We start from the raw sequence: 12,366 nt of genomic DNA on the forward strand, positions 1-12,366 counted from the left end.
AGCGATTTCGGGCATCCGATCAAACGCGAGACGGGGCCGGGTGCAATCAATCGCACCCGGCCCCGTCTCGCGTTCGTCGCGTTGTTCTTACTGACTGAGCGGCAGTACGCCCGGCCCACGAATCGAATCGCCGCCGGACAGCTCTCGAGCCATGTTCAGGAACTCGACCTGAGAGCGAATCGTCGGCATCCCCTCGCCGGGAGAAGGTGTCTTGCGATAGACGCCGTCGGCGTGAAGGACGCGTGCCTTGACGTTGTCGGCGAGCGAGACGCCGAGGATTCCCTCAACGACCCGATCTCTCAAGCGTGGTTCTTCCAGAGGGAACATGACCTCGACCCGGCGCCTGAAATTACGCGGCATCCAGTCGGCGGACGCGAGGAAGAGCTCGGGCGAGCCGCCGTTCTGGAAGAACGTGATTCGCGAGTGCTCGAGGAACTTGTCCACGATACTGATGACCCGGATATTGTCCGAGACACCCGGCACGCCCGGCCGAAGGCAACAGATCCCTCGGACGATCAGGTCGACCTTCACGCCGGCCTGGCTTGCCGTGTAGAGCGCCTCGATCGCTGCGGGATCCACCAGCGAGTTCATCTTTGCGATGATTCGCGCCGGTCGACCTTCCAGGGCGTGCTGCCGCTCGCGCTCGATCAACGCGAGAATCCGGTTGGCAAGCATGCTCGGTGCGATGACCAGCTTACGCCAGGCATGGCCGGTCGAGTAGCCGGTCAGTAAATTGAAGAGGGCGCTGGCATCTTCGCCGTACTCGGGCTTGCAGGTGAAGTAGCTCAGGTCGGTGTAGATCCTGGCCGTGATCGGGTTGTAATTGCCGGTGCCCAGGTGGACATAGCGGCGGATCCCATCATGATCCCGACGCACGACGAGGGCGGCCTTGCAGTGCGTCTTGAGCCCCACCATGCCGTAAACGACGTGGACACCGGCCTTCTGGAGGGCGCGGGCCTTGACGATATTATTCTCTTCGTCGAGCCTCGCTTGAAGCTCGACGAGCGCCGTCACCTGTTTGCCATTCTCAGCGGCCCTGGAAAGGGCGTTGATAATCGGGTTGTCGTCTGAGGTTCGGTAGAGCGTCTGCTTGATTGCCAGGACGTGTGGGTCGTCGGCCGCCTGTTCGATGAACTGGACGACGGCGCCGAACGACTCGAATGGGTGGTGGACCAGGATGTCGCGCTCGCGGATCGCCGAGAAGATGCTGCTGCGGCCGACCAGCGCGGCGGGCATCCTCGACTCGAACGGCGGCTCTTTCAGCTCTCGGAAGCCTTCGATCCTCGCCAGGGCAGAGAGCGCGGTCAGGTCGACCAGGCCGGTCACCTTGTAGACGTCACGGTCTTCCAGGTCGAGGGCCGGGGTGGTCTGAAGCTGGGCCAGGAACCCTTCGTCCACGCGGTCGCTGATCTCAAGGCGGACCGCGGCCCCCCATTTTCGCTGGCGTAGGGTCTCCTGCACGATCGACAGCAGGCTGCTTTTCACGTCGGTCTCGGCGATGGTGAGGTCACTGTTCCGGGTGACCCGGAAGGCGACGCTCTTGGTCACCTTGTAACCGCCGAAGAGCGCATCGAGCCTGGGGCCGATCACCATTTCCAGCAGGATGAACCGCCGGCGTCCCTGGGAGTCGTCGGGGAGCCTGACGAGTCGGTTGAGTACCGAGGGGACCTGGAGCACGGCATAAAGCTGCTGAGTCGGGCCTTCGCCGGGCGTCTCGAGCCGAAGGATAAGGTTCAGGCTCTTGTTATGCAGGTGAGGGAAGGGATGCGCGGGGTCGATGGCCAGCGGGGTCAGGACCGGATAGACCTGCGTCGTGAAATACTCTTCCAGGAACGCCTGATCGCTGTCGGTCAGACCCGGCTGATCGGGACCGTCAAAGACGATAATCCCCCGCTCGGCCAGGGCGGGCTTGATCTCGTTGGTCCAGACGTCCGATTGCCGCGTGACGAACTCGTGGGCCAGTCGGGCGATCTCGTTGAGCTGCGCGAGGGGCGTCATCCCGTCCGGGGGCGAGTCCTGCGGCTCGAGGCTGTCATACAGCTCGGCTTGAAGCCCGGCGACCCTGACCTCGAAAAATTCGTCGAGATTCGACGCCGAGATGGCCAGGAATCGGGAGCGTTCAAGCAGCGGGTTGGACGGGTCGCGGGCCTCTTCGAGGACCCGCTCATTGAAGGCAAGCCAGCTCAGCTCGCGGTTGAAGAACATGTTGGGGCCGTAAGTCGCGGGCTCGGGCCGGCCGGAATCCGGTGACGAGGTCCTCGGATCGACGCCGGCCGGAGCCGAGCGATTCTCGTGACGGCCCTTCAACTTGGCGGTCGTCGGAGCTTCGGCCTGGCGTTCGTCATGCCTGGAATGGGCATCGGCAGTCTGCTTGGGATGATCCATCACGGTCGATGCAGTCCCGATCGGTCGCCCCGGGAGGTCGAAATCGGAGGCCTCACGCGCCGACTTCCCGGATCAGCGAGCGCAGCCGTCGGAGATTGATGAGGTCGAGATCCTCGCCGTCGACCGTCCCTTTGGGAGTCTCCAGCACCATCGGCAGCCCCGCGAAGCGGCGGTCATTCAGCACGAAACCGAATGGTTCCAGGCCGAGATGACCCAGGCCGATGCCCGCATGCCGGTCGACCCGGCAGCCGAACTCTCGGGCGCTGTCGTTCAGGTGCAAGACGCGGACGCGACCCAGACCGACGAGGCGGTCGAATTCTCCGAACGTCTCATCGTACTCCAATTGGGTGCCGAGCCGATACCCCGCCGCGAAAAGATGGCATGTATCGACGCACACACCCAACCGTTCGGGCTCTGCGACCTCGTCCATAATTCTCGCAAGGTGTTCGAACCGATGCCCGAGGCAACTCCCCTGCCCGGCCGTCGTCTCCAGTGCGATTCGGATCTCCAGGCCTCTCGTTGCCCGATGGATCTCGTCGAGGCCCTCCGCGATCCGCTTCAGGCCCTCCTCCTCACCCGACCCTACGTGCGCACCGGGATGCGCGACCAGGTCCGCGAGCCCGAGGGCCTCGCCCCGCTCCAGCTCGACGATCATGGCTGCGATCGACTTACGCCATAGCAGATCGTCCGCGCTGGCGAGGTTGATCAGATAGGAATTATGCGCTACCGGACGAGAAATTTTCGATTCGTCCAACAATTGCCGGAACGCCGCCACCCCCTCTTCTTTTAAGGCCGGTGCAGCCCATTGATTATTGTTCTTGGTGAAGATCTGCAATGAGGTGCAGTTCGCGGCGTTCGCCGCACGAATCGCACGATCGTGGCCGCCTGCGATCGACATATGTGCGCCTAACAGGTGAGCCATAAAAAATCCTTCTTGTGGCTTTCTTGAACCGAAGTGGCTGGCTGAATGTTGGGAAAATAACGACCTAATCCGGGGCATTCACGTCGTATCGTTCCTTGTCTAGCAAGTGTTTATTGTGTAGAATTCCCTACAAATTCAATTTTTCCGGCTCGACCTGTTTGGGGCTCGTCTCCCATGACTCTCCTCGTCTGGGCGATCGTCATTGCCGCTTGCCTCATCGGAATCTGGGCCGGTGCCAAGCCACTCCGCACGTCTTTCGAAGACGCGGAAGCGGCCCGCGCGAGGCTCGAATTTCGCCTGAAACGCGAATGGTTGGAAGCCGATTTCCTCAGCAAGGCGGTCCGGCGTCAACCGGAACTCGCGGAACTCTGGGAATTCGCCACCTGGAACGACGGCGTTACCTGGGCCCGTGATCGCCAGTCCAGGCAGTTCCTCGCACTTGTCCAGATCCATTTTGACCTCATATCGAGGCTGACCGGGACCACGAACAGCGAGATTTGCCCCGACGCGACCGCGATTTTCATCTACCGGTCCGGGCGATGGGGCTCAGTCGGGGAGTGGATTGAGGAGACGAAAGTTGAGGCGACCAGGGACCGATTTCAGCACCTGGAATTGCCCATTCGCGGGACTTCCTGAACTCATTTCGCATCCGGTTCGCGGTCGGTTTCGTCGGCTCCCGAGAAAATTCCCAGGATCGACGGTTTTCTCGCGAACCTTCCTCCCCTAAGATGCATCCAGTCCCGCGAACAGGGGACGATCACGTCGTCCGCTCGCCTGATTTGTCCGGGTCAACCCGGCCGATCTCTTCGTGGAACCAGGAACCGTCACGGAATCCTTGCCACTCGTTCGGAGGAAGGGACCGACCACCTTCCGTGCGTCCCTCTGACGAGGCCGCATCGCTCCCCACACCCGCCTCAATGATGGCGGACGCGAGGGTATGACCATGTTGAACCGCTCGAACCGGATGCTGTCGGCCAACACGAATCGGCTGAACCTCGGAACGCGGACGCTCGCCACCGGCGCGGGCCTCAACATCGGCTGCTCGACCCTACGCGCCCGCCTCGACTCCATGCGCGTGGCTCATCCAGGCCAGATGGTGCACGACAAGCCGCGATCGGCGATTACGTGGGAGTTCCAGGCCGTTATTCGGCCCGACTTCGCGTGGTCCAAATCACGGAAGTCGGGCATGGCTTGGCCGCTCGCCTCGAAGGCGTCTCTCGGACGCCCCGATGCGAAGGCAGGGTCGGCATCCGCTCTTACGTCGTCGGTCTTCGCCGAACCTCGGAGCTGGCAGTACGCCAGTTCCGCCCCGCGAGCTGCCATGGCCGCGAGGCGTCTGAGGATGACCGGTAGGACCGGCCTCGTCTGATCCCGCGGCCAACCGAAGACCTGGCCTTGTTGGCCGACCCCGGGATTGACACTCCCGAGGTCCACCCTGGATGAAGAACGGGACCTCCGCGCCCCCCTCGATCGACCGATCTCCACACCGCGTCTCTCCGCCATCGGGCGGTGACCGGCGATGCGAGCGGCCACTCGACGGGAATTCGGACTTCCCGAGAACGCGGGACCTTCGCGTCAGCGTAGGAATCTCCGCGACCACGCCGTCAACGTCCGTCGACCGTTCCCAACACCCTCTCGCTCGAGGGTCGTCCGAAGTCGGCTTGCGTCACTCGGGTTCCTGCGGAACTTCGGGGCGTTGCCGTCGATCGGATCGACCTCGCGAGCTGTGTGATTGATGGCCGAGTCGACCGGTTGATGAGTCTGCGTTCGACCGAGCAGGAGGCCCCACGACCCGGGGCCCGCTCGGATCTGAGACTCGCCATCGTGCGAGGAATCGATCCATCATGTTGGCGACTATGGAAGCGGCCCCCACCCAGAGGGGCGACTGGGACGAACTGGCGGACCTGGTCCGACTGGCCCAAAGTGGCGACCGCGAGGCCTTCGGCTCGCTGGTTGAACAGTTTGAACGGACCGTGCATGCGATCTGTCTGCGTCGGCTGGGCAGCCCGGTCGAGGCCCTGGAATTGACCCAGGAGGTCTTCATCCACGTCCTCAGGCGGATCCACCAGCTCCGCGAGCCCGAGCGGTTCGCCGGCTGGCTGCGCCAGGTGACCGTTCGGATGTCAATCAATCGGGCCACGCGTCGGCTCGAGCCCACCTCCGTCGAGCCTGCCATCCTCGCCGAAGCACGGAGCCGGACCGGAGAACCGCTCGACGACCTGATCGCTCGCGAACGCGCCGAACGGCTCTGGGACGCGATGGACGTCCTCAAGCCGATCGACCGTGAGGCGCTCGTCGCGTTCTATATCCAGGGTCGCTCGTTGATCGACATCGCCGACGAGCTGGACATCCCGATGGGAACGATCAAGCGACGCCTTCACACCGCCCGACGTCGGCTCAAGGAGACTCTCGAAGCCCGGTCGGTCGACGTCGATGAGTGGAGCATGTCAACCTTCGGTGACGCCGACGACCAGGTCGAGGAGTCCGCGGTCGCTCGAGTCTTCGAGCTCGTCTGAACAATCTGCTTGGCAAATCGCAATCGGGGGGACGGCCGGTTATCCGGCCTCCCGCCCGTTTCTCTCGGCGGCTGAAGCCGAAGTCGCCCGCTCCTGGCCCAACTCACGGAGATAGGCCGACACATTCCGGGAACGCCTCATCTGTCCCATCCAGGCCGAAGCGACGATCGGCAGGAGGATGAACCCGACCACCACCAGGCCGATATCCAACCGCCCGAACGCGGTGAAGATCGCCACGATGATCGACGCGATCAGGGCAACGACGCCCGTCAACGCGGCCACGACCCGCTTCGAGGCCGCGAGCTGCACCTCGAGCGATTCCGGATTCATCAGGAAGCGGCCGAGCTTGCTCGACCACTCGCGGCGGCGTTCGGGCGTCATTCGCGGAGCGACCTCGGGAAAGGAGCCATTCAGTCGAAGAGCGTCGTCCGCGGGCGTTCTGGGACGGAGGGCTCGGGAAGCTTCAGGAAGCCTCTGAGCTGGCGGGCCGTCTCGGGCGAGTGGCCCCCGTAATGATTGTTGACGAAGACCAGGACCGGGACGCTCGAGGCCAGGTTCTCGATCAACCCCGCGACCGACTCCAGGTCTTCGGTTCGATCGACCACCGTCTTGTCCCAGGTCGTCGTGATCTTCTCCATGCCTTCGCGATCGCCGAGCAGCCGGATCAGGCAGAACGGGCCGGTCAGGGGATCGATTTTTTTCATGACCTCGGCGGGCTTGGGCATCCAGGTCTGGTCGGTGAGTGTGTACGACGCCGAGTGGGCCCGCAAGACGTCGGTCAGCTCGGGCACGACCCATCGAGGATTGCGAATCTCCACCGCGAGCGGCAAGGTCCGCTGCGGCCAGAGTTCCAGGAAGGCGTCGAGTACCCTGAGGAACGCTTCGAGGGACGCGAATGCCCCCTTGTTGAAGTATCCCAGTTGCAGGAGCGCGACCATCGCCTTCTTGCCCAGAGGTGCGACCGACTGAATGAAGGCGTCGACCTCGGCCCCGCAGTCGCGCAGCATCTTCTCGTGGGTGATGGCCCTGGGGACCTTCAAGGCCATCCGGAAGTGATCGGGCGTCTTGTCCCGCCAGCCGCGGGCCATCGCGGGGCTCGGGGCCCGATAGAAGCTGCTGTCGACCTCGACGATGTTGAAGCGGTCGGCGTAGAAACCCAGGAAATCGCCCGAGGCCATCCCTTCGGGATAGAACGGGCCCGCCCAGTCGGGGTAGCTCCAGCCGCTGCAACCGATCAGGATCTCGTGGAGTCCGTCGCTCATCGGAGGTTCCCGCGGGCCTTGCCATTCAATCGGCCAGCTCCCTGAGCCGGCGGATCAGGTCGCGTGCGCCGTCCAGGTCGAGGGCTTCGGGCTCGACCTTCTTCAGGGCCTCGACCATCGGGTCGGGCAGGCCGGCGAAGAGGCTCCCTTGCAAACTCCTCGCCGACTTCGCCCGCGGTAGGCCCGCCGGCTTCAACTGGGCGGTCGAACTCTGGGCACCAGATTCGGTGGCGGCGTGCTGGCGTTCCAGGAAGCCGAGAACCTCGCGAGCCCGTTCCAGGACCGGGGTCGGGACGCCGGCCAACCGTGCGACATGGATGCCGTAGCTCTGGTCGGCGCCGCCGGGGATGATTCTGTGGAGGAAGACGATCTCGCCGTCCTGCTCGCGGACCGCGACGTTGGCGTTCCTGAACCGGGGCTTGATCTTCTCAAGCTCCACGAGCTCGTGATAGTGGGTGGCGAACAGGCAGCGGCAGCCGATGACGTCGTGAAGGTGCTCGGCGATTGCCCAGGCCAGCGAGACCCCGTCGAAGGTGCTCGTCCCACGGCCGATCTCGTCGAGGATGACCAGGCTCCTGGCCGTGGCGTTGTGCAGGATGTTGGCTGTCTCGGTCATCTCGACCATGAACGTGCTCTGACCCCGGCTCAACTCGTCGGTGGCCCCGACGCGGGCGAATAGCCGGTCGACCACCCCGAGCTTCGCCCTCCGCGCGGGCACGAACGAACCTGCCTGGGCTAGCACGGCCATTAAGGCCACCTGGCGGATGTAGGTGCTCTTGCCCGCCATGTTGGGGCCGGTCAGCAGGAGGAGTGTCGTCTCGTCGGGCCCGAGCTTCACGTCATTGGGAACGAACTGGCCGGCGGGCATGAGGCAATCGAGCACAGGATGCCGGCCTGCCTCGACGTCCAGCACCGGCTCGTCGACCATCTCGGGCCGGCAGAAGCCTTGCTTCGCGGCCAGCTCGGCCAGGCCCCCCAGCGTGTCGATCTGTGCCAGGATCGCGCCGGCCTGGACCAGCCGAGGGGCGTCTGCGCTGACCCGGTCGCGGAGGCTGGTGAACAGCTCGTACTCGAGCTCGCAGGCACGATCCTCGGCCCTGAGGACCTTGTCCTCATATTCCTTCAGCTCGGGGGTGATGTACCGCTCGGCGTTCTTGACCGTCTGCTTGCGGATGTAATCGGCCGGGACCTTCCCCCCCTGGGCGTGAGTCACTTCGATGTAATAGCCGAAGACCTTGTTGAAGCCGACCTTCAGGCCGGGGATGTTCGTCCTGCGGACCTGCTCGCTCTGATAGCGGGCGATCCACGACTTTCCCCCTTTGGCCAGCTCGCGAAGCTCATCGAGCTGCGCGTGATAGCCTTCGCGGATCAGACCCCCTTCCCTGGGGGTGAGCGGCGGGTCGTCGACGAGCGCGGTCTCGATTGAGGTGCGGACCTCGGGGCAGAGCTCCAGGGACGCTTCCAGCTCGATGATGAGCGCCGACCTGCGAGCCGCCAGCTTCGCCTTCAGGCCCGGCAATATCGCCAAGGTCCTGGCCAGCGCCACCAGGTCGCGGGGCGTGGCGCGGCCGGTGCCGATCCGGGCGGCCAGTCGTTCGAGGTCGTTGGCCTGCCCGAGCGAGGCGCGGAGGCCTTCGCGGAGGGCGTGCTCATTGATCAACTCGGCGACCGCGCCATGACGGGCCTCGATCCGTTCTCGATTGGTCAACGGCGAGGTCAACCAGTCGGCCAGGAGGCGGGCGCCCATCGCGGTGCATGTGCGATCGACGACGTCGAGCAGCGAGCCTTCGCGTTTCCCCTCGCGCAAGGTACGGGTCAGCTCCAGGCTGCGGCGGGTCATCTCGTCGAGCCCCAGCGTCTCCCCTCGTCGATAGGGGGTGAGCCGGATCAGGTGCCCGAGCACCGTCTTCTGCGTCTCGCGGAGATAAGCGACGAGCGCCCCGGCCGCCTGAATGTCGGGCGACTGGTCGTCGACGCCGAAGCCGGCCAGAGTGGTGGCGCGGAAGTGGTCGCAGAGGGCCCGGAAGGCCTGGTCGTGCTGGAAGTCCCACGAAGGTCGGATCGTCACGGCCAGCCTGGCCCGGCCGCGCAAGATCCTGACCCAGGGGGCCTCCAGGGCCGTCTCAGAGATGATCGCCTCGGCCGGGTCGAGCCGGGCGATCTCGTCGGCAAACTCGGTCCGCGATGCGCTCGACACGAAAAAGCGGCCGGTCGACAGCTCGGCCCAGGCCAGGGCGAGCTTTCCCTTCGCCTCAACCACGGCGACGAGATAGTTGGCCGTCTTGGGGTCGAGCAGCGCGTCATCGGTCAGCGTGCCGGGGGTCACGACCCGCACGATGTCTCGGCGGACGAGCCCCTTGGCTTGCTTCGGGTCTTCCACCTGCTCGCAGACCGCGGCACGCTGGCCGGCCTGGATCAGCTTGACGAGATAGCCTTCCAGCGCGAAGTGAGGGAACCCCGCCATGGGCATGGCATTGGGCCCTTTGTCGCGACTGGTCAGAGTCAAGCCCAGAAGCGGCGCGGCCCGCTCGGCGTCATCGCCGAACATCTCGTAGAAATCGCCCATGCGAAAGAGCAGGAGTGCATCGGGATCGCGGGCCTTCAGCTCGCGATACTGCTGCATCATCGGCGTGGCCGGGGTGTCGACACTGCTCATGGGATGACCTGCCCCGGGGCCGGATCCGCCGACCCAGCGCGCAACTGCGGGGTCCGCGGATTCTCACCGACGTGGACGTCGACTCCGACGACTCTCATCCTCACACCATCGGCGTGAGGAGCCCGAGTCCGCCAACGTCTCCGGCCCTCCGACGACGAGGTCATCCCGATTGGGCCGCCGGCAGCGGTCGACCGGGCTCGCCGTCCCGGCGTTTCCCATCGATCGCGGGCAATCCCCCCGCCCTTGCGAAGCATCGGAGAGGATCGCCCGGCCCGCGCTCAATATTTGTCGAGGGCCTGCTGCTCTTCGGAATAGATCTCGAAGACCTGATCCAGGCGTGTGATCCGGAAGACCTCGAGCAGGTCGGGGTGGATGCAGCAAAGCTTCAGCTTGCCTTTGACGGCGCTGACCTTCTTCTTCAGGTTGATCAGCTTGCCCAGCGCGGCGCTGGAAAGGTACTGAACATTGCCGAAGTTGAGGAGGATCTGCTTGTGACCCTCGTCCTCGACCAGGCTGTAGAGCTGATCGCCGACTTCCTGAATGTTCTCTTCGGTGACGATCTTGGTGTCGACGAAGCTGACCACCGTGACGCCGTCGATGGTTTCGAGCCTGAGGTGACGGCGAGGCGCTTGCGACATGGGGGCAGACTCCTGTCGATGACCGGTCCCGAGCCGACGAGACGCGCCGTTTGTCGTGCTCGATTGGTCGCGAACGCTGGGATCGTCGAGGCGGCGGTCCATAGGTCGCCATGGGCCGACTCGAACGCATTTCAAAGAGTTACCACAAACGCAACCGGAATCAAGGGGCGACCTATCGATCGCCCCACGCCCAGCCCGCCCCATCACCCCAAACCCGCCATCATGCAGGCCGAGGACCTGTCCCGATCCAGGATCAGGTGCCCCAGTCTCGCGAATAGCGGAAGTCGCGGTCGATCGTCCGATGCGACAGCTTGGCGATGAGCGGCAGCCGGCGCTTGTACTGGCTCGACCGGACCATCGTCCCGACACGCCGGATGAAGGCCGGATCGAAGCCCTCGGCTTCGAGCTCAGCAAGCCTGGCACGCTCGTCGACCATCCGCACGAGCAGCCGGTCGACGTCGCCGTACGTGAACCCTAGCTCCATTTCGTCGGTTTGTCCCGCCCAGAGGTCGGCCGTCGGCTTCTTCTTGACGACCGACTCGGGCACGCCCATGTGCTCGGAAAGGGCCCAGACTTGCGTCTTGTAGAGGTCGCCGATCGGGTTGATCGCCGAGGCCATATCGCCATAGATCGTGCCGTAGCCGATGAGCAGCTCGGTCTTGTTGCTCGTTCCCAGGACGAGCGCCTTCTGCTCGGCGGAATGATCGTAGAGGATCGTCATCCGCTCGCGGGCCATCTTGTTGGCCCGCCTGAGGCGGCTCGCGTCGGGAAAATTCCGGTAATAGGCGTCGATCTGATCGGTGATGGCGACGGTTCGCATCTCGATGCCGAGCTCGTCGGCGATGAGGGTGCCGTGCTCCATCGTCTCCGTCGACGACTGGCTGTAGGGCATCCGGATCCCGCAGACGTTCAGGGGGCCGAGCGCCTTCGCGGCGATGTAGGCCGAGAGCGTCGAGTCGATCCCGCCTGACAGCCCGAAGACGACCCGGCTCAGGCCGGTCCTGCGCACCTCATCGCGGACGAAGGCGACGAGGAGGGCCTCGACGAGCGCGCAGTCGATCGCCAGGGGTTCAGGAAGGGTTGCGGCGATTGGCTCGCTCATATTGGATCCGCTCCAGTTCCGACCGGGTCAACTCCAGCCGCTCGTCACGAGCCAGCGGCGCCAAAATCCGTTGCTTGCGCGTCTCGCGGTGATCGACGATCGCGGAGATGAACGCCGGCTCAAGTTCGGGCGCGACGGCGAGCGTCTGCCCACCCGGCCCCAGAATCCGGCTCCCGCCCCAGAATCCGACCCCCTCCTCGAACCCCACACGGTTGGCGAACGCTACCGGCACCGACAGGAAGGTCGAGTAGGTTTCCAGCAAAGTGGACCAGGCCCGTTCACTGTCGAAACCGGGCCCCCCCACGCCTCGAGCGGGCGAGTTGGCCAGGATCACCAGGAAGTCGATGTCCTCGGCCTGGAGCACGACCGCGCAGGAGAGGTGCCAGGCGTCCTCGCAGATGAGCAAACCCATCCGCCCGAACCGCGTGGGGATCGCCCTGATCCGGTCGCCGGGGGCGAAATAACGCCCCTCGTCGAACATCCCGTACGTCGGCAGATAAACCTTTCGGTGGATCGAGCCCGGGTTCGGCCCGTCAACATAGATCGCCGCATTGTGGAACCGATACGCAGGGTCTTCTTCGACGAAGCCGAAGACGACCGCCATCGAGCCGGCCGCCTCGCGGACGGCGGCGGCAAATGCACCCGCCGCGGGCTGGGCGACCTCGGGGACCAGGTCGCGCAGGTCGTAGCCCGTGGCCGAGAGCTCGGGGAAGACGAGCAGGTCGACGCCCGAAACTTTGGCCCGCTCGATCGAGTCCAGATGCATCCGCAAGTTCTGATCAACATCGCCGAGCCTGGGAGCGACCTGCGCCACGCCGAGGCGGAATGGGCGATCGCTTCGAGCGGGGGATTCGTGGCGGCCTGGCGTCGTCATCGTCGTCGGTT

At 64.7% G+C, this 12,366-nt stretch carries 11 protein-coding genes; 3 read left to right on the forward strand and 8 right to left on the reverse strand.

Annotated features, from left to right (window positions below; all coding sequences use genetic code 11):
* Positions 1-87: 87 nt before the first annotated feature.
* Together ppk1 and EP7_RS19425 are read right to left on the reverse strand one after the other, a co-directional pair.
* Positions 88-2,385, reverse strand: coding sequence for a polyphosphate kinase 1 (ppk1, locus tag EP7_RS19420; RefSeq protein WP_463523727.1), 2,298 nt, complete (start codon positions 2,383-2,385; stop codon positions 88-90).
* A gap of 52 nt (positions 2,386-2,437) precedes the next feature.
* A complete protein-coding gene (locus EP7_RS19425; protein WP_463523729.1) occupies positions 2,438-3,307 on the reverse strand; it encodes a deoxyribonuclease IV in 870 nt (289 codons plus the stop codon).
* A gap of 174 nt (positions 3,308-3,481) precedes the next feature.
* Here EP7_RS19425 and EP7_RS19430 point away from each other — a divergent pair, with 174 nt between their 5' ends.
* From EP7_RS19430 to EP7_RS19440, 3 genes are all read left to right on the forward strand, one after another.
* Complete coding sequence (locus tag EP7_RS19430) at positions 3,482-3,943, forward strand: hypothetical protein (RefSeq protein ID WP_463523731.1); 462 nt, start codon at positions 3,482-3,484, stop codon at positions 3,941-3,943.
* A gap of 307 nt (positions 3,944-4,250) precedes the next feature.
* Positions 4,251-4,676 (forward strand): hypothetical protein, encoded by a 426-nt coding sequence (locus EP7_RS19435; RefSeq protein ID WP_463523733.1) that lies wholly within the window; start codon positions 4,251-4,253, stop codon positions 4,674-4,676.
* Between the two features lie 475 nt (positions 4,677-5,151).
* Entirely contained in the window at positions 5,152-5,823 is a 672-nt protein-coding gene (locus EP7_RS19440; RefSeq protein ID WP_463523735.1) for an RNA polymerase sigma factor, read from the forward strand.
* A gap of 39 nt (positions 5,824-5,862) precedes the next feature.
* Here the strand turns inward: EP7_RS19440 and EP7_RS19445 are convergent, their stop codons facing one another.
* The 6 genes from EP7_RS19445 to EP7_RS19470 form a co-directional block, all read right to left on the reverse strand.
* A complete protein-coding gene (locus tag EP7_RS19445) occupies positions 5,863-6,204 on the reverse strand; it encodes a hypothetical protein (protein ID WP_463523737.1) in 342 nt (113 codons plus the stop codon).
* Positions 6,205-6,233: 29 nt separating this feature from the next.
* Positions 6,234-7,085: a DUF72 domain-containing protein gene (locus EP7_RS19450; RefSeq protein WP_463523739.1), complete on the reverse strand. Its 852-nt coding sequence runs from the start codon at positions 7,083-7,085 to the stop codon at positions 6,234-6,236.
* Positions 7,086-7,110: 25 nt separating this feature from the next.
* Positions 7,111-9,741 (reverse strand): DNA mismatch repair protein MutS, encoded by a 2,631-nt coding sequence (gene mutS / locus EP7_RS19455; RefSeq protein ID WP_463523741.1) that lies wholly within the window; start codon positions 9,739-9,741, stop codon positions 7,111-7,113.
* Between the two features lie 278 nt (positions 9,742-10,019).
* Positions 10,020-10,379: an STAS domain-containing protein gene (locus EP7_RS19460; RefSeq protein WP_463523743.1), complete on the reverse strand. Its 360-nt coding sequence runs from the start codon at positions 10,377-10,379 to the stop codon at positions 10,020-10,022.
* Between the two features lie 253 nt (positions 10,380-10,632).
* Positions 10,633-11,481 (reverse strand): NAD+ synthase, encoded by an 849-nt coding sequence (locus EP7_RS19465; RefSeq protein WP_463523745.1) that lies wholly within the window; start codon positions 11,479-11,481, stop codon positions 10,633-10,635.
* Positions 11,450-12,355: a nitrilase-related carbon-nitrogen hydrolase gene (locus tag EP7_RS19470; protein ID WP_463523747.1), complete on the reverse strand. Its 906-nt coding sequence runs from the start codon at positions 12,353-12,355 to the stop codon at positions 11,450-11,452. Before EP7_RS19470 ends, EP7_RS19465 begins: the two co-directional genes overlap by 32 nt.
* Between the last annotated feature and the right edge of the window lie 11 nt (positions 12,356-12,366).

The sequence above is a fragment of the Isosphaeraceae bacterium EP7 genome, assembly GCA_038400315.1.
In the GTDB taxonomy this organism is placed as follows: domain Bacteria; phylum Planctomycetota; class Planctomycetia; order Isosphaerales; family Isosphaeraceae; genus EP7.

Excerpts from the sequence above, each read along its gene's own strand:
- ppk1 (WP_463523727.1), bottom strand. The coding sequence starts at position 2,385 with ATGGATCATCCCAAGCAGACTGCCGATGCCCATTCCAGGCATGACGAA.
- EP7_RS19425 (WP_463523729.1), bottom strand. The coding sequence starts at position 3,307 with ATGGCTCACCTGTTAGGCGCACATATGTCGATCGCAGGCGGCCACGAT.
- EP7_RS19430 (WP_463523731.1), top strand. The coding sequence starts at position 3,482 with ATGACTCTCCTCGTCTGGGCGATCGTCATTGCCGCTTGCCTCATCGGA.
- EP7_RS19435 (WP_463523733.1), top strand. The coding sequence starts at position 4,251 with ATGTTGAACCGCTCGAACCGGATGCTGTCGGCCAACACGAATCGGCTG.
- EP7_RS19440 (WP_463523735.1), top strand. The coding sequence starts at position 5,152 with ATGTTGGCGACTATGGAAGCGGCCCCCACCCAGAGGGGCGACTGGGAC.
- EP7_RS19445 (WP_463523737.1), bottom strand. The coding sequence starts at position 6,204 with ATGACGCCCGAACGCCGCCGCGAGTGGTCGAGCAAGCTCGGCCGCTTC.
- EP7_RS19450 (WP_463523739.1), bottom strand. The coding sequence starts at position 7,085 with ATGAGCGACGGACTCCACGAGATCCTGATCGGTTGCAGCGGCTGGAGC.
- mutS (WP_463523741.1), bottom strand. The coding sequence starts at position 9,741 with ATGAGCAGTGTCGACACCCCGGCCACGCCGATGATGCAGCAGTATCGC.
- EP7_RS19460 (WP_463523743.1), bottom strand. The coding sequence starts at position 10,379 with ATGTCGCAAGCGCCTCGCCGTCACCTCAGGCTCGAAACCATCGACGGC.
- EP7_RS19465 (WP_463523745.1), bottom strand. The coding sequence starts at position 11,481 with ATGAGCGAGCCAATCGCCGCAACCCTTCCTGAACCCCTGGCGATCGAC.
- EP7_RS19470 (WP_463523747.1), bottom strand. The coding sequence starts at position 12,355 with ATGACGACGCCAGGCCGCCACGAATCCCCCGCTCGAAGCGATCGCCCA.